The organism is Mesorhizobium sp. WSM4983, assembly GCF_029625765.1.
Classification (GTDB): Bacteria; Pseudomonadota; Alphaproteobacteria; order Rhizobiales; family Rhizobiaceae; genus Mesorhizobium.
The window spans coordinates 247802-264236 of sequence record NZ_JARTVM010000003.1 but is presented as its reverse complement, the minus strand read 5'-3'; the positions used below and the strand labels follow the sequence as shown (position 1 = coordinate 264236).

At 64.3% G+C, this 16435-nt stretch carries 13 protein-coding genes; 6 read left to right on the top strand and 7 right to left on the bottom strand.

Annotated elements, in window-relative coordinates:
- On the bottom strand, positions 1-2073 hold the full coding sequence (locus tag P9254_RS12115) for a hydantoinase/oxoprolinase family protein (RefSeq protein ID WP_278052333.1): 2073 nt from the start codon (positions 2071-2073) through the stop codon (positions 1-3).
- A gap of 219 nt (positions 2074-2292) precedes the next feature.
- Here P9254_RS12115 and P9254_RS12110 point away from each other — a divergent pair, with 219 nt between their 5' ends.
- The 5 genes from P9254_RS12110 to P9254_RS12090 all read left to right on the top strand — a co-directional run bounded on the left by P9254_RS12110 (position 2293) and on the right by P9254_RS12090 (position 8870).
- Positions 2293-3120 carry a ferredoxin--NADP reductase gene (locus P9254_RS12110; RefSeq protein WP_095782194.1) on the top strand — a complete coding sequence of 276 codons (828 nt, stop codon included), beginning with the start codon at positions 2293-2295 and terminating at the stop codon, positions 3118-3120.
- 140 nt (positions 3121-3260) lie between these two features.
- A complete protein-coding gene (gene deoC / locus P9254_RS12105) occupies positions 3261-4310 on the top strand; it encodes a deoxyribose-phosphate aldolase (protein ID WP_095782195.1) in 1050 nt (349 codons plus the stop codon).
- A gap of 166 nt (positions 4311-4476) precedes the next feature.
- Positions 4477-6852, top strand: a complete 2376-nt coding sequence (locus tag P9254_RS12100) for an aldehyde dehydrogenase family protein (protein WP_127243147.1) — start codon at positions 4477-4479, stop codon at positions 6850-6852.
- Positions 6853-7053: 201 nt separating this feature from the next.
- Positions 7054-7785: an SDR family oxidoreductase gene (locus P9254_RS12095; RefSeq protein ID WP_127240432.1), complete on the top strand. Its 732-nt coding sequence runs from the start codon at positions 7054-7056 to the stop codon at positions 7783-7785.
- Between the two features lie 239 nt (positions 7786-8024).
- The gene (locus P9254_RS12090; RefSeq protein WP_095799123.1) at positions 8025-8870 is read left to right on the top strand and encodes a fumarylacetoacetate hydrolase family protein; all 846 of its coding nucleotides are present in this window, start codon (positions 8025-8027) and stop codon (positions 8868-8870) included.
- Positions 8871-9050: 180 nt separating this feature from the next.
- Here P9254_RS12090 and P9254_RS12085 read toward each other — a convergent pair whose 3' ends face one another.
- The 6 genes from P9254_RS12085 to P9254_RS12060 all read right to left on the bottom strand — a co-directional run bounded on the left by P9254_RS12085 (position 9051) and on the right by P9254_RS12060 (position 15350).
- The gene (locus tag P9254_RS12085) at positions 9051-10049 is read right to left on the bottom strand and encodes an ABC transporter ATP-binding protein (RefSeq protein ID WP_066996130.1); all 999 of its coding nucleotides are present in this window, start codon (positions 10047-10049) and stop codon (positions 9051-9053) included.
- Between the two features lie 15 nt (positions 10050-10064).
- Positions 10065-11126, bottom strand: coding sequence for a Gfo/Idh/MocA family protein (locus P9254_RS12080; protein WP_278054937.1), 1062 nt, complete (start codon positions 11124-11126; stop codon positions 10065-10067).
- Complete coding sequence (locus P9254_RS12075; protein WP_066996124.1) at positions 11123-11962, bottom strand: carbohydrate ABC transporter permease; 840 nt, start codon at positions 11960-11962, stop codon at positions 11123-11125. Before P9254_RS12075 ends, P9254_RS12080 begins: the two co-directional genes overlap by 4 nt.
- An 8-nt stretch (positions 11963-11970) precedes the next feature.
- A complete protein-coding gene (locus P9254_RS12070; RefSeq protein ID WP_095799125.1) occupies positions 11971-12900 on the bottom strand; it encodes a carbohydrate ABC transporter permease in 930 nt (309 codons plus the stop codon).
- A 229-nt stretch (positions 12901-13129) separates the two neighbouring features.
- On the bottom strand, positions 13130-14389 hold the full coding sequence (locus P9254_RS12065) for an ABC transporter substrate-binding protein (protein ID WP_067324040.1): 1260 nt from the start codon (positions 14387-14389) through the stop codon (positions 13130-13132).
- 52 nt (positions 14390-14441) lie between these two features.
- Complete coding sequence (locus tag P9254_RS12060; protein WP_278054935.1) at positions 14442-15350, bottom strand: N-acetylmuramic acid 6-phosphate etherase; 909 nt, start codon at positions 15348-15350, stop codon at positions 14442-14444.
- Between the two features lie 201 nt (positions 15351-15551).
- Here P9254_RS12060 and P9254_RS12055 point away from each other — a divergent pair, with 201 nt between their 5' ends.
- Complete coding sequence (locus P9254_RS12055) at positions 15552-16433, top strand: N-acetylglucosamine kinase (RefSeq protein ID WP_095799127.1); 882 nt, start codon at positions 15552-15554, stop codon at positions 16431-16433.
- Positions 16434-16435: the final 2 nt, after the last annotated feature.

The window sequence follows — 16435 nt, the reverse complement described above, 5'->3', positions numbered from 1 at the left end:
TCAGGCCTCGCCGATGTCGATGATGATGTTGCCGTCGGCGTCCGAACGCGCATGATCGCCGGGCTCAAGCACGGTGGTGGCGTCCATCTGCTCGAGGATCGCCGGCCCTTCGATTGCTGCGTCGAGCGGCAGCCTTTCGCGCGCATAGACCGGCGTGTCGTGCCAGCGCCCGCTGTACCAGACCGGCCGGATCTCGCGCCGCGCCTCCTCCAGCGTCGCCGCGCGTCCTGCCGGGTCGATCAGCTGAGACAGGTCGATCTGCGGCCGCACGCCCGTCACCGAGGTGTTGAGGTTGACGAGATTGGCGCGGATCTCCGGCAGTTCGACCTTGAAACGCGCGAAATAGGCTTTTTCGAACAGCTGCTGCAGCGTCGCCCGTGAAACCGAGGATGAGGGCAGCGGCACGTTGATGATGTGCGTCTGGCCGACGAATTGCATGTCGGCGGAGTGGGTGACGCGGATTGCATCGGGCTTCACCGCTTCCTTGCCGATCAGCGCCTCGCCTTCGTTTCGGTGCCGTTCCAACAACTCGCGAAGCTTTGCTTCGTCGAGGCTCGCTACCGGCTGGTTGACCGTATTGACGAAGTCGTGCCTGAGGTCGGCGACGACGCAGCCGAGCGCGTTGGTAATGCCGGGGCGTGCCGGCACCACTACCTTCGGCAGGCCGAGTTCTCGGGCCAGCGCCGTCGCGTGCAGTGGGCCGGCGCCGCCGAAGGCGAACAGCGCGAAATCGCGCGGGTCGTGACCGCGCGACACCGAAACCATGCGGATGGCGCCCGCCATCTTCATGTTGCCGAGCCTCAAGATGGCACCGGCCGCCTCGACGCCGGAAAGGCCCGTGTGCCTGCCGATTCTGTCTTCGAAGATTGCGGTGACGCGCTCGACAGTGACCGGATTGTCGACCGCAAGCAGCTTCTTCGGCGCCAGCCGCCCGAGCACCAGATTGGCATCCGTGATGGTGGGTTCCGTGCCGCCGCGCCCGTAGCAGATCGGGCCGGGATTGGCACCGGCGCTTTCCGGACCGATCTGGATCAGGCCGGCGGCGTCGACGCGCGCGATCGAGCCGCCGCCGGCGCCGACGGTGTGCACCGCCACCATCGGCACATGGATCGGCATCGCATATTCGATCTCGATCTCGTTCGAGACCGCGGGCTCGGCGTTGCGGATCAGCGCCACGTCGGTCGAGGTGCCGCCCATATCGTAGGTCACCAAGTTGGCGAAGCCAGCACGCTTTCCCGTGTAAGCGGCGGCGATGACGCCGGAAGCCGGACCGGACATGACGGTCTTTGCCGATTCCTGCGTGACGAAGCGGGCCGAGATCATGCCGCCATTGCCGTTCATGATCAGGAAGTCGCGCGCATAGCCTTTCGCCGCGAGCTCCTTGCGCAGCCGCTCGACATAGCGCTCCAGGATCGGCTGCACCGAGGCGTTGACCGCCGCCGTCACGCCGCGTTCGAATTCGCGCGCCTCCGAAAGCAGCGCATGGCCGGTCGTGATGTGGCCGTTCGGCCAGAGCTCCGCCGCGATTTCGGCCGCGCGCCGCTCGTGCGAGGGGTTGGCGTAGGAATGCAGGAAATGGATGACGAGCGACTCGCAGCCGGCGTCGAGCAGCTTTTTCACGGCATCGCGCATTTCGGCCGCGTCGAGCGGCAGGCGAACCGCGCCGGACGCCTCGACGCGCTCCGAAACTTCGAGCCGCAGATCGCGCGGAATGACCGGCACGAAGGTGCCCGTCATGCCATAGGCTTGCGGCCGCGTGCGCCGTCCAAGCTCGATCACGTCGCGGAAGCCGCGCGTCGTGATCATGCCGGTCCTGGCCAGCCGGCGCTCCAGCACGGCATTTGTGGTGGTCGTCGTGCCGTGCACGATGAGGTCGATGCCCTCGACCGGAAAGCCGGTCGCGCCAAGTGCGGCGACCACGCCGAAGGCCTGATTTTCCACCGTCGTCGGGGTCTTGGCGATGTGCACCTTGCCGCCGGCCTTGCCGTCGATCAGAAGCAGATCGGTGAAGGTTCCCCCAACATCGATGCCGGCAACCACGCTTCCCGCCGACGCCGAAAATTTCTCATTCATTGCCGAAACCCGAAATGCCAGGACTACGGATATGCCTCGGTTTGGAAAGCCGTTTTACGCTGCCATCTTGACCTGAAGATCATTTGTATACTAATAAATTCCGGACACAAGAGCTTACCGCTTGGCAGTGTGCAGAGAGCACGTCGGAACCTGACCGTTCGGGCGCGCACGAGAAAGTTTGGCGCCAGCGCCTCGCGTCCGCGCCGGAAAGTTGGGTTGATGAACACGACATCCGCGTTGAACCTTGCCGGCGCAAAGCCGCTGCAGTTCCCGATCCCGGCCAATGTCTATGCCGAGACCGTGGTATCGGTGAAGCATTACACCGACCGCCTGTTCTCGTTCCGCATCACCCGCCCGCAGTCGCTGCGCTTCCGCTCCGGCGAGTTCGTCATGATCGGTCTGCCCAATGCCGAGAAGCCGATCTTCCGCGCCTATTCCGTTGCCAGCCCCGCCTGGGACGACGAGCTGGAATTCTTCTCGATCAAGGTCCCGGACGGTCCTCTGACCTCCGAGCTGCAGAAGATTGAGGTCGGCGATACCGTCATCATGCGCCAGAAGTCGACCGGCACGCTGGTGCTCGACGCGCTGACGCCTGCAAAGCGCGTGTTCATGATCTCGACCGGCACCGGCATCGCGCCTTTCGCCAGCCTGCTGCGCGACCCCGACACCTATGAGAAGTTCGATCAGGTGATCCTCACCCACACCTGCCGCGACAACGCCGAGCTCACCTACGGCCAGGAACTGGTGGCTGCGCTCGAGACCGATCCGCTGATCGGCGAGCTGACCGGCGGGCGTGTCACGCTCTACAATTCGACGACCCGCGAGGAGTCGGCGCGCATGGGCCGGATCACGGCTCTGATCGGCTCGGGCAAGTTTTACTCCGACCTCGGCATCGACAAACTCAATCCGGAGACCGACCGCATCATGATCTGCGGCTCGATGCACATGCTGAAGGACGTCAAGGAGCTCGCCGAAAGCCTCGGCTTCGAGGAGGGCTCGCTCAGCCATCCCGCCAGCTTCGTCGTCGAGCGCGCCTTCGTCGGCTGAGGCATCTCCTAGTGTTTTGACCATGCGGTCAAAAACCTACTGCTTTTGCCGCCTTTTTCCGCTATGAGCCACTGAAGGACTCGTGAAGGACAACTTCGCGGGCTATCTTCAGTGCACGTCGCTGAATGAAAGGGCAGGAGATGAGCAGCACCATCCGCGAGGCCGGCGCAGGCGCGTCCAAGATCATGCCGCTGCCGGCGCGTGCCGCCGCCAACACGCCGATGCCGCTGGAGCACGGCATTGCTCGCAATCCTGGCATGAAGCTGGACCTCGGCTTCCTCGAATCCGTGCGCAGCGTCAACCGCTCGGCGCTGGAGCGCCGCGTCGCGACCCTCACCAAGCGGCGCTCGATCAAGGCCGACAACCAGGCCGCCTGGCTGCTGCGCGCGATCGCCTGCATGGACCTGACCACGCTGAATTCCAACGACACCGACGAGCGTGTGCGCCGGCTCTGCGCCAAAGCGATCAATCCGCTGCGCCGGGACATCGTCGAGGGCCTCGGCATCGCCGACGAAACGATCCGCCCCGCGGCGGTTTGTGTTTACCATCCCTTCGTGGCCACGGCCGTGGATGCGGTGCGTGGCACAGGCATCCATGTCGCGGCCGTCTCCACAGCGTTCCCGCACGGCCTTGCGCCGCTCTCGACCCGCCTGCAGGAGATCGAGGCCTCGGTGAAGGACGGGGCCGACGAGATCGACGTCGTCATCCCGCGCGGGCTGGTCTACGGCGCCAAATGGCGCGAACTGTTCAACGAGATCGTCGCCATGCGCGCCGCCTGCGGCGAAGCCCATCTCAAGGTCATCCTAGGCACGGGCGATCTCGCCACCCTGCGCAACGTCATGCTGGCCTCGATGGTGGCGATGATGGCGGGCGCCGATTTCATAAAAACCTCGACCGGCAAGGAAAGCGTCAACGCCACGCTTCCCGTCGGGCTTGCCATGGTGCGCGCCATCCGCGCCTATTTCGAGGAGACCGGCTATCTGATCGGCTTCAAGCCGGCGGGCGGCATTTCCACCGCGAAGGTCTCGCTCGACTGGCTGGTGCTGATGAAGGAAGAGCTTGGCCGGCCCTGGCTCGAGCCGCAGCTGTTCCGCTTCGGCGCCTCCAGCCTGCTCACCGACATCGAGCGCCAGCTCGAACATCATTTGACCGGCCACTATTCGGCCAACCATCGCCACGCGATGGCGTGAGCCACCCCCCTCCCCCTTGCGGGGAGGGTCGCCGCGAAGCGGCGGGGTGGGGGTCGAAAAACAAATCTGCCTGATCCATGCACCAAACCATTAGCCATTTACCCCCACCCCGATCGGCTTCGCCGATCGACCCTCCCCACACGGGGAAGGGTAAAGGAGCGACCCCATGAACATCCTAGAACGTTATCGCGCCATGGAGTACGGCCCGGCGCCGGAAGCCCGCAACGAGGCCGACGCCTGGCTCGCCGGCCGCGATTTTTCCAGGGCGCTGTTCATCGACGGCGCCTGGAAGGCGGCGGCAAGCGGCAAGACTTTCGATACCAGCGAGCCGTCCTCCGGCAAGCTGCTGGCGAAGATCTCGGATGCCGGCGCCGGCGACATCGACGCCGCGGTTGCGGCGGCCGCAAAGGCGCTGCCGAAATGGTCGGCATCCTCGGGCTACGCCAGAGCCAAAGTGCTCTATGCCATCGGCCGCGCCATGCAGCGCCATCAGCGCCTGTTCGCGGTGTTGGAATCGATCGACAACGGCAAGCCGATCCGCGAGAGCCGCGACATCGACGTGCCGCTGGCGATCCGCCACTTCATCCATCATGCCGGCTGGGCGCAGACGCTCGAGAAGGATTTTCCCGGCCACAAGCCGGTCGGCGTCGTCGGCCAGGTCATTCCGTGGAACTTCCCGCTGCTGATGCTGGCCTGGAAGATCGCGCCCGCGCTCGCGGCCGGCTGTACGGTGGTGCTGAAGCCGGCCGAATTCACGCCGCTCACCGCCATACTGTTCGCCGAGATCTGCGAGCGCGCCGGCGTGCCGAAAGGCGTCGTCAACATCGTTCAGGGCGGACCGGAGGCGGGTGCCGCCATCGTCAACCATCCGGGCGTGCAGAAGATCGCCTTCACCGGTTCCTCCGAGGTCGGCAAGATCATCCGCAAGGCAACCGCCGGATCGGGCAAGAAGCTGTCGCTGGAGCTCGGCGGCAAATCGGCCTTCGTCGTTTTCGAGGATGCCGACCTCGACAGCGCCGTCGAGGGACTGGTCGACGGCATTTGGTTCAACCAGGGCCAGGTCTGCTGCGCCGGCTCGCGGCTCCTGGTGCAGGAAGGCATCGCGGAGGCCTTCATCGCCAAGGTCAAGGTCAGGATGAGCCGCCTGCGCGTCGGCAGCCCGCTCGACAAGAACACCGACATCGGGCCGCTGGTCGACCGCACGCAGCTCGACCGCGTCAAGGGCCTGATCGCCGAGGGCGCCAGGCAGGGCGCCGCTTGCTGGCAGCCGGACGCTGCCTTGCCGACGACGGGCTACTATCACTTGCCGACGCTCGCCACCTCTGTTTCGCCGGCTAATATCCTGGCGCAGGAGGAGGTGTTCGGGCCGGTGCTGGCGACGATGAGCTTCCGTAACACCGAGGAGGCGATCGAGCTAGCCAACAACACGCGTTACGGTCTTGCCGCTTCGGTGTGGAGCGAGAACGTCAATCTCGCTTTGCATGTCGCGCCGCAATTGAAGGCGGGCGTCGTCTGGGTCAACGGCACCAACATGTTCGATGCGGCCTGCGGCTTCGGCGGCTATCGCGAAAGCGGCTTCGGTCGCGAAGGCGGACGGGAAGGGATGTTCGAATATCTTGCCGCCAAGCTGCCGGTCGGCCCCGCCATCAAGCCGGCCGCAGTCGGCTCGGCGCAGGTCGTCGAGCAGGCTGACGGTATGGCCATCGACCGCACGGCAAAGCTGTTCATCGGTGGCAAGCAGGTGCGTCCGGACGGCAACTACTCGCTGACCGTCGCCACCGCCAAGGGCAAGCTTGCCGGCGAAGTCGGCCTTGGCAACCGCAAGGATATCCGCGACGCGGTCGCCGCCGCGCGCGCCTGCAAGGCCTGGCCGGACGCGACGGCCTTCAACCGCAGCCAGGTGCTCTACTACTTCGCGGAAAACCTTTCGGGCCGTGCCGATGAGTTCGCTGCACGCCTTGTCCAACTCACCGGCGTGACGGCGAAGGCAGCGCGCGAGGAGGTAGAGCAGTCCATCGAGCGGCTGTTCCTCTATGCCGGCCTCACCGACAAGTTCGAGGGCCGCGTCCACCAGCCGCCGGCCCGCGCCGTGACGCTTGCGCTGCACGAGCCTGTCGGCGTCGTCGGCATCGTTGCGCCGGACAATCAGCCGCTCCTCAACTTCGTCTCGCTGGTGGCGCCGGCGCTCGCCATGGGCAACGCCGTGGTGGCCGTGCCGTCCGAGCGTCACCCGCTTTTAGCCACGGATCTCTACCAGATCATCGAATATTCCGACATTCCGGCCGGCGCCATCAATATCGTCACCGGCCGCAGCGCCGAGCTCTGCGGCGTTCTGGCCAAGCACGACGACGTCGATGGGCTCTGGGTGTTTGCCGATGCCGACACCTGCGCCAAGGCGGAGGCCGATTCCATCGGCAACCTCAAGCGCGTCTGGACCGGCAATGGCCGCAGCCTCGACTGGACATCGAGCGAGGCGGCTGGCGAGGCCGTCCTGCGCCGCGCCATCGAGGTCAAGAACGTCTGGGTGCCTTACGGCGACTAAGCGCGTTCCAGACCGGGTCTGGTTTGACGACACTCGCGCCGCAAATTCGGCGCGTTTGCCGCAGGCTTCCAGGCTTGACGCATCGGCATGTGTTCTTTAACCAGAAAAAACAATTGGCCTGCGGAATAGCGGTCAGGCTCGCCTGGCACATTGCATCCCGTCTGGCCGCCACTAAGAAAGCTTGCGACACCGGAGGGAAGCATGGCGGATCTGGCAGGCAAAGTGGTCGTCATCACCGCGGCGGCGCAAGGCATTGGGCGGGCGAGCGCGCTGGCTTTCACCAAGGCCGGCGCCACCGTTCATGCCACCGACATCAACGAGCAGCTTTTGGCCCAACTCGGCAAGACTTCCGGCATAAAAACCCGCAAACTCGACGTGCTCGATGACGCAGCCGTGACATCGGCCTTCGCCGAGATCGGCCCGGTCGATGTTCTGTTCAATTGCGCCGGCTTCGTCCATTCGGGCTCGATCCTCGAAATGACGGATGTCGATCTCGACTTCGCCCTGAATCTCAATGTCCGCTCTATGATCCGCACCATCCGCGCCGTGCTGCCCGGCATGCTGGAGCGCGGCGACGGCTCGATCATCAACATGGCATCGCTGGCGAGTTCGCAGAAGGGCGTGCCGAACCGTTTCGTCTACGGTCTGACCAAGGCCGCGGTCGTCGGCCTGACCAAGGCGGTCGCCGCCGACTATGTGGCTAAGGGCATCCGCTGCAACGCCATCTGTCCGGGCACGGTCGAGAGCCCGTCGCTGCAGGACCGCATGCATGCGCAGGGCGATTATGAGGCGGCGCGCGCCGCCTTCATCGCCCGCCAGCCGATGGGAAGGCTGGGCACGCCGGAAGAAATCGCCGATCTCGCCGTCTATCTGGCGGGCGCCACCTACACTTCGGGGCAGGCCTACAATATTGATGGCGGCTGGTCGATCTGACGCCCGTTTCGAAAATTGGGGGCGGTTCGCAGTGCTAGTGGGCGAACAGGAAGATCGGATCGGGGCTACGCGTTCATCGGAAGCATCGAAAAGTCTGAAAAATCCAGCCTGCCGACCTACTGCGTGGAGTCCGCGCTTGCGGGGTACCAGGCTGATGGCTAGGGTCCGCCCGATTTTCGCATGAGGTCGTGGCGGAAAGTTTTGCAAATCGGTCTTTGGCCGCAAGGTGGAGAGAAAAGATGAAGTTGCTGCGCTATGGCGAGATGGGAAGCGAGCGTCCCGGCCTGCTCGATCAGGATGGCACGATCCGCGACCTTTCGGCCTATGTCGCCGACATCGCCGGCACGGCGCTGCATCCGGCTTCGCTGGAGATGCTGTCGAAGCTCGATCCGAAATCGCTGCCGGCTGTTTCCGGTAGCCCACGCATCGGAGCCTGCGTGGCCGGCACGGGGAAATTCATCTGCATCGGCCTCAACTATTCCGACCACGCTGCCGAGACCGGCGCCACCGTGCCGCCGGAGCCGATCATCTTCATGAAGGCGAGTTCGGCTATCGTCGGGCCGGATGACGACGTGCTCATCCCGCGCGGCTCGGTCAAGACCGACTGGGAGGTCGAGCTCGGCGTCGTCATCGGCAAGACGGCGAAGTATGTCAGCGAGGACGACGCGCTGGATTATGTTGCCGGCTATTGCGTCGCGCACGACGTTTCCGAGCGAGCCTTCCAGGCCGAGCGCCAAGGCCAGTGGACCAAGGGCAAGTCCTGCGACACTTTTGGCCCGATCGGCCCCTGGCTGGTGACCACGGACGAGATCGCCGACCCGCAGAACCTCAAAATGTGGCTGACGGTCAACGGCAAGACCATGCAGAACGGCTCGACCAAGACGATGGTCTACGGCGTGAAATATCTGGTTTCCTATCTCAGCCAGTTCATGTCGCTGCATCCCGGCGACATCATCTCCACCGGAACGCCGCCCGGCGTCGGGCTGGGCATGAAGCCGCCGGTGTTCCTGAAGGCCGGCGACGTCGTCGAGCTCGGCATCGAGGGCATGGGCCAGCAGAAGCAGACCTTCAAGGCGGACGAGTAAGCGCAGACCTCGCCTTCTCCCCTTGTGGGAGAAGGTGGCCGCGAAGCGGCCGATGAGGGGTGTTGGAACGATCTCTGCGTTGCAGAAGTAAGCGTCGCACTCCGCTGGAGCACCCCTCATCCGTCTCGGCGCTGCGCCCCGATCCACCTTCTCCCGCAAGGGGAGAAGGGGAGGCCGGCGCTACTTCAACACCCTTCCATCTGCCCCGAACCGATACGTCTTCGCCGGATCCGGCGTTGCATAGAGCGTCGCGCCCGGTTCGGCATTGTAGACGCCGAAGATCCGCACGGTGAGCAGCCCGGCCTTCTCGCAGTCGAGATAGAGATTGGTGTCGGCGCCGAGATGCTCTGCATGCACCACCGTGCCCTTCCAGGCGCCGGATTTTGCATCGACGGTCAGATGTTCCGGGCGCACGCCGACGGTCTTCGCCGTCTCGCCAAGCTTGGCGCCGTCGATGAAATTCATCTTCGGCGAGCCGATGAAGCCGGCAACGAATTCATTGGCCGGCGCATTGTAGAGCTCCATCGGGCTGCCGATCTGCTCGATGCGGCCGGCATTGAGCACGACGATCTTGTCGGCCAGCGTCATCGCTTCGACCTGGTCGTGCGTGACGTAGATCATCGTTGCCTTTAGCCGTCGGTGCAGCTGCGCGATCTCCAGCCTGGTGTTGACGCGCAGTGCCGCGTCGAGATTGGACAGCGGCTCGTCGAACAGAAACAGCTTCGGCTCGCGCACCACGGCGCGGCCGATCGCGACGCGCTGGCGCTGCCCGCCCGACAGCTCCGCCGGCCGCCGCTCGAGATAGGGCTCGAGCGACAGCATCGCGGAAGCGATCTTGATGCGGCGCTCGATCTCGGCCGAAGGCGTGCCGGCCTGTTTCAGGCCGAGCCCCATATTGTTCTTCACCGTCAGATGCGGATAGAGCGCGTAGGTCTGGAACACCATGGCGATGCCGCGTTTTGCCGGCGGCGTGACGGAGACGTCGTCGCCGTCGATCACCACGCGCCCGGAGGTCGAATCCTCTAGCCCTGCGATCACGCGCAGCAGCGTCGACTTTCCGCAGCCGGACGGGCCGACGAAGACGACGAATTCGCCGTCATTGACCTCGAGGTCGATGCCCTTCAGCACCTCGACCGGCCCGAATGCCTTCTTCACGTTCTCGATGTTCAGCGAGCCCACGGCTTCGTCCTTGTTCTAGAGTTTGATTGGCGCGCCGGTGTGCACGCTCTGGTCGGCGGCGAGGCAGACGGCGAGCGACTTCACCGCGTCCTCCATGTGGCGGGTCAAGTCGATGTCCTCGCGGATGGCCTTGAGCAGGAAGGCTTGTTCAAGATCGCAGAGTTCCTGGTGCCCCGGCTCGCCTTCCATCGACAGCAACTCGTCCTCTTTGATGAACTTTCCGTCCGGCCCGGTCGCGGCGCTGTGCAGGCGGATGGTCGACGTCTTGGTGTGCGTGTCGATGTCGTCGGACTTCACGCCCTCCTTCATGACGATCGACACAGAGCCTTTGGGCGACATCACGTCCTTCACGAAGAAGGCGGTCTCCGAAACCATCGGTCCCCAGCCGGCCTCGTACCAGCCGACCGAGCCGTCTTCGAACAGCACCTGCAGGTGACCGTAATTATACATCGAGGGCGCCACTTCATCGCTGAGCCGCACGCCCATGCCGCGCACCTCGACCGGTCTGGCGTCGGTGATCTGCAGCATCACGTCGAGATAATGCACGCCGCAATCGACGATCGGCGAGGTGGTCTGCATCAACTGCTTGTGCGTTTCCCAGCTGTGGCCGGAGGACTGCTGGTTGAGGTTCATGCGGAATACGTATGGCCCGCCGAGCTTGCGCGCCTCGGCGATCAGCCGCATCCAGGACGGATGGTGGCGCAGGATATAGCCGATCACCAGCTTCCTGCCGTTGGCTTTGGCGGCATCGACGACGCGCCTGGCGTCCGCCACCGTGGTCGCCAGCGGCTTCTCGACGAAGACATGGCAGCCGGCCTCGAACGCCCGCACCGCATAGTCGGCGTGGCTGTCGGAATAAGTAGCGATGGCGGCGACGTCCGGTTTCTCGTCGCGCAGCACATCCTCGAAGGAGCGCCTGATGCGATAGCCCGCGAGCCCATCCGGCAGCGGCACCTCGGAACGGTTGACGAGCGCGGCGATCTCGAAGCCCGGATTGGTGTGATAGGCCAGCGCATGGCTGCGGCCCATATTGCCAAGGCCGGCGACGACGACGCGAAGAGGCTGTTCTGCACTCACTTGACGGCTCCTGACGTGATGCCGCGGATCAGCTGCCGCGAGAAGATGACGTAGAGGATCAGCACCGGCAGGATCGCCAGCGAGAGCGCCGCCAGGATCGCGTTCCAGTTGGTGACGAACTGGCCCAGGAAGAGCTGCGCGCCGAGCGTCACCGTCTTGGTCTCTTCCGACGGCGCCAGGATCAGCGGGAACCACAGGTCGTTCCAGATCGGGATCATGGTGAAGACGGCGACCGTCGCCATCGACGGGCGCACCAGCGGCAGCACCAGCCGGAAGAAGATCGTGTACTCCGACAGCCCGTCGATCCTGCCGGCGTTCTTCAGGTCGTCGGACACCTGCTTCATGAACTCCGACAGGATAAAGATGGCGAGCGGCAGGCCTTGCGCCGTGTAGACCAGGATCAGCGCCGTCAGCGTGTTGACCAGCCCGCTCGCCACCATCAGCTGCAGGATGGCGACGGTGCCGAGGCGGATCGGAATCATGATGCCGAGCGCGAGATAGAGCCCCATCATCGTGTTGCCGCGGAAGCGGTATTCCGACAGTGCGAAAGCGGCCATGGCGCCGAACAGAAGCACGAAGAACAGCGAGGCGACCGTGACGACGAGGCTGTTCTGGAAATAATGCAGAAAGTCGCCCTGGCCGAACACGGTGGTGTAGCCGATCAGGTCGAAGGTTTTCGGCGTTGGCGGCGTCAGCGGCGCGCCAAAAATGCCGGCGCGCGACTTGAACGAGTTCATGATGACCAGGATCACCGGGAACAGCGCGATCACCGTGTAGGTCAAAAGGACCGCATGGGCGCCGATGGTGCGGGGAAGCGAATGTGTTGCGGTGCTCATGGCTCGCCTCAGAACTGATAGCGACGCAGGCGCGTCTGGACGAGGAACAGGTAGACGCAGACGCCGGCGAGGATGATCAGGAACATGATCGTGGCGATCGCGGCACCCATGTTGGGATCGCCGACCTGCAGCTGAAAACCGAAGAAGGCGCGGTAGAGGAAGGTGCCGAGAATGTCGGTCGAATAATTCGGACCGGCGAGCGCCCCTTGCGCGGTGTAGATCAGGTCGAAAGCGTTGAAATTGCCCACGAAGGTCAGGATCGAGATGATGCCGATCGAAGGCAGGATCAGCGGCAGCTTGATCTTCCAGAACTGCGCCATACCGGTGACGCCGTCGCATTCGGCGGCCTCGATCACCTCGTCCGGGATCGACAGAAGTGCTGCATAGATCAGCATCATCGGGATGCCGACGAACTGCCAGACCGAGACGAGGCTGAGCGCGGTGAGCGCATATTGCTCTTTGCCGAGCCACGGCGTGAACAGGCTCTTCAGCCCAACGAAGTCGAGCAGGTGCGGCGCCACGCCCCAGATCGGCGACAGGATCAGCTTCCAGGCGAAGCCGACGATGACGAAGGACAGGATCGTCGGCACGAAGATCGCGGTGCGATAGAAGGCGGCAAACCGCAGTCTCGGGCTGGACAGCAGCGCCGCCAAGAGGATGCCGATCGGATTCTGCACCAGCATGTGGATGATGAAGAACCAGACATTGTTCCTGAGCGCATTCCAGAAATTCACCGACCAGTTGGGATCGCCGAACAGCTTGTGGAAATTGTCGAACCCGACGAACACTTGCGCCTGGTTGATGTTGCGGAACAGAGAAAGCTGCAGGGTGCCGAACAGCGGCAGGATCATGACTGCCGTGTAGACCAGCACCGCCGGCGCCAGGAAGACGCCGATATGCCAGCGGATCGGTTTCTTGGGTCGTGTTTGTGCGGCCATGAGTTCGGTCCCCGCCGTCTCTCGGTTCCAGGTCGATGGTGCTTGGCTGATGCCTCGATGCACGGCGGCCTGACTGTCCCCATGATGCGGGGGACAAGGCCAGCGACAGTGCGGCTTCGTCTTCCCGCAAGGGTGAGGGTAAGACCGAGAGGCGGCGCCGACAATCGCTATCTAGATCTGTCCGAAGGCCGGCCGGGCAGCTGCCCGGCCGGTTCGAATGGCTAAAGTCTTACTTCGCCGGCTTGTACCAGCTGTCGAGGCCGTCCTGCAGCTTCTTGGCCGCGGCTTCCGGCGTGTCGGTGCCGTTGATCACGTTGGCCGATTCGACCCAGGTCTCGTTCTCGAGGTTTGGCGTGCCGCGCGACAGGATCTGGTAGGTCGAGCGGATCGTCGACTTGCACTTGCCGCGCCAGGAGACGAATTCCTGTGCCAGCGGGTCCTCCATCTTCACCGGGGTGTTGTTCAGGCTGAAGAAGCCCGGCAACGCATTGGCGTAGATGTTGGCGAAGTCCGGCGAAGCGACCCAGGACAGGAACTTCTTGGCTTCTTCCGGGTGCTTCGAGGCTGCGTTCAGGCCCATGCCGATATCGGTGTGGTCGGAGATGTAGCAGGTGTCACCGGCCTTCTGCACGGGCGGCGGGAAGGCGCCCATCTTGAACTGCGCCTGGGTGTTGAACAGGCCGATCTCCCAGGAGCCAGCCGGGTAGATGGCGGCGCGGCCGAGCGTGAACAGGTTCTGGCTGTCCGGATAGGTCTGCGCCTCGAAACCGTCGCCGAGATAGGGCTTCCACTTGGCCAGTTCCTTGTAGGGTTCAACCCACTGCGGATCGGTCAGCTTCTGCTCGCCCTTGATCAGCGCCTGACGCCCTTCCTCGCCCTTCCAGTAGTTCGGGCCGATGTTCTGGTAGCCCATGGTCGCGGCTTCCCAGAGGTCCTTCGTGCCCATCGCCATCGGGATATAGGTGCCGTCCGCCTTGATCTTGTCCAGCACGGCGTAGAACTCTTCATTCGTCGTCGGCACCTTGAGGCCGAGCTTGTCGAAGGCGTCCTTGTTGTAGATGAAGCCGTGGATGACCGAAGCCATCGGCACGCAGAAGCTCGACTTTCCGTCGTCGGTCTGCCAGGCGGCCTTGGCGACCGGAGAGAAGTTGTCCATGCCGGGCAGCGACGAGAGGTCGGCGAGGTTGCCCTTCTTGAACAGCTCAAGCGACTTGTCGAAGGGGCGGCAGGTGATCAGGTCGCCCGCCGAGCCGGCAGAGAGCTTGGCGCCGAGTGCCGCGTCATACTCGGTCGGCGCCGAGGGCGCGAACACCACCTTGATGCCGGGGTTCTTGGCTTCGAAGGCCGGGATCAGCTTGTCCTTCCAGATGGTCAGGTCGTCGCCGCGCCAGCTCTCGATATTGAGCGTGACGTCTTCGGCGAGGGCCATCCCGGTGGTGCCGAGAATGCTCGTGCCGATGAGAAGTGCCGTCAGTAGTTTGGTCGTCATGTCCAGTCTCCCTGTTGACCTTTTTCAGGTTCGGTTTTGATGAGAACAGCGGCTAGCGCGCCTTGCTCCCCTCGATCGCGGAAAGCGCCGGCCTGAGCTTCTGGCCGGCTTTTTCCAGTATCTTCTCGGCCGCATCGGCATTGGCAGCACCCGCGGCGAGCAGAATGGCAGTCTTGACGCCGCCACCGCTCTCTTCGAGCAGGCGCGCCGCGTCTTCGCGGCTGCGTCCGCTGATGGCGGCCACCATGCGCACCGCGCGGTCACGCAGCTTGATGTTGTCGGCGGCAAGGTTGACCATGTAGCCGTCATGCACATGGCCGAGATGGACGGCAGCGAGCGTCGAGAGCATGTTGAGCGCGATCTTCTGTGCTGTTCCCGCGCCCATGCGCGTCGAGCCGGCGATCAGCTCCGGCGGCGTCTCGAGCAGGATGGCGACGTCGGCCTCGCCGAACAGCGTCGCGCCCTTGTTGTTGGCGATCGCGATCGTCGCCGCGCCCCGGCGCCGGGCATCGCCGATCGCCTGGACGGCATAGGGCGTCGAGCCACTGGCCGAGATGGCGATCAGGCAGTCGCCCTTGCCGATATTGGCATTCGCGACGGCTGCCGCGGCTTCCTCGGTATCGTCTTCCGGTCCGCCGGCAAGCGTGCGGAACGCCTCGTCGCCGCCGGCGATCAGGATGGCGATGCGGTCCCGCGCTATACCGAATGTGCCGGGAAGTTCCAGCGCATCGGCGACAGCCATGAGGCCGGAACTGCCGGCTGCCGCGTAGGCGAGCCTGCCTCCACCCTTCAATTGTCTGGCGACAAGCTCGGCGGCCTCGGCAATGGCCGGAATGGCGCCGTGCACGGCCCTGGCGGCCTCGATTTGCGCATTGGCGAGGAACGAAAGGATGGCGTCCGGGGCCTGGACATCCAGCCCCGCGGCGTTCTGATGAAGCGCTTCCGTGCGCGTCTCGGCCATCCGCTTTCCTCCAACTGATCGAACAATACCAAAAAAATACCACTTGTCCACATCTCTCATTGCGTTTTCATGCTCCGGAGCGCGTCGGGAACAAATTTCCATGTCCTTTCAATCAAATACGCCTTAATCTTTTTTGAGCCCGAAATTAACGCTTGGCTGTTGGTATTTTATTGGTATTATCCGCGACGAGGAGAAAATCGCGTGAAATTCGTGCTTGGCATCGATGGCGGCGGCACAAGCTGCAGGGCGGCCCTTGCGACCGCCGACGGCGCTGTCGTTGGCCGCGCCAAGAGCGGCGCGGCCAATATCCGCACCGACCTTACCGGTGCGCGCGCAAACATCGTCGAGGCGGCAAGGCAGGCTTTCGTGGCCGCCGGTGAAGATCCGGAGCTGATCCCCGAGACGCCTGCCATTCTCGGCCTCGCCGGAGCCAATGTCGGCACCTACAGGCAGCAGCTGGAAGCGATCCTGCCGTTCAGCAAAAGCCGCGTCGAGACCGATGCCGAGATCGCGCTCGAAGGCGCCGTCGGCTCCGGCGACGGCGCCATGGCGATCCTGGGCACCGGCACCGCCTATATGGCGCGCAAAGCGGGCAAGTCGCGCGCCATCGGCGGCTGGGGTTTCCAGGTCGGCGACCAGGGCAGCGGCGCCCGTATCGGCCGCGACCTGCTCGAGCAGACGCTCCTTGCCTATGACGGCATCCGCCCCGGCTCGCCGCTGACGGATGCCATGCTTGCCGTCTTCCGCAACAATCCCGAGGACGTGGTCGAGTTCACCACCAACGCCAAGCCCGGCGACTTCGGCGGTTTCGCCCCAAAAGTCTTCGAGCATGCCGAAAAGGGCGATCTCGTCGCCAATTGGATCCTCGATAAGGCGGTTGCCGATGTCGAGGCTTCGCTGGGCGCGCTCGAACTCGCCGACGATGCTCCGCTATGCCTGCTCGGCGGCCTGGCGCCGCTCTACGCGCCGCGGCTGTCGGGGCGCTATCAGGCGCTGCTGAAGGCCCCGCTTGACGACGCGCTCGGCGGCGCGGTGCAGATGGCCGCGCGCATCTTCGCGGGCAAGTCCGGAGGCGCCCGATGAGC

Bases quoted from the DNA above. Each gene is read 5' to 3' on its own strand.
- P9254_RS12115 (WP_278052333.1), bottom strand. From the start codon at position 2,073: ATGAATGAGAAATTTTCGGCGTCGGCGGGAAGCGTGGTTGCCGGCATC.
- P9254_RS12110 (WP_095782194.1), top strand. From the start codon at position 2,293: ATGAACACGACATCCGCGTTGAACCTTGCCGGCGCAAAGCCGCTGCAG.
- deoC (WP_095782195.1), top strand. From the start codon at position 3,261: ATGAGCAGCACCATCCGCGAGGCCGGCGCAGGCGCGTCCAAGATCATG.
- P9254_RS12100 (WP_127243147.1), top strand. From the start codon at position 4,477: ATGAACATCCTAGAACGTTATCGCGCCATGGAGTACGGCCCGGCGCCG.
- P9254_RS12095 (WP_127240432.1), top strand. From the start codon at position 7,054: ATGGCGGATCTGGCAGGCAAAGTGGTCGTCATCACCGCGGCGGCGCAA.
- P9254_RS12090 (WP_095799123.1), top strand. From the start codon at position 8,025: ATGAAGTTGCTGCGCTATGGCGAGATGGGAAGCGAGCGTCCCGGCCTG.
- P9254_RS12075 (WP_066996124.1), bottom strand. From the start codon at position 11,962: ATGAGCACCGCAACACATTCGCTTCCCCGCACCATCGGCGCCCATGCG.
- P9254_RS12070 (WP_095799125.1), bottom strand. From the start codon at position 12,900: ATGGCCGCACAAACACGACCCAAGAAACCGATCCGCTGGCATATCGGC.
- P9254_RS12065 (WP_067324040.1), bottom strand. From the start codon at position 14,389: ATGACGACCAAACTACTGACGGCACTTCTCATCGGCACGAGCATTCTC.
- P9254_RS12060 (WP_278054935.1), bottom strand. From the start codon at position 15,350: ATGGCCGAGACGCGCACGGAAGCGCTTCATCAGAACGCCGCGGGGCTG.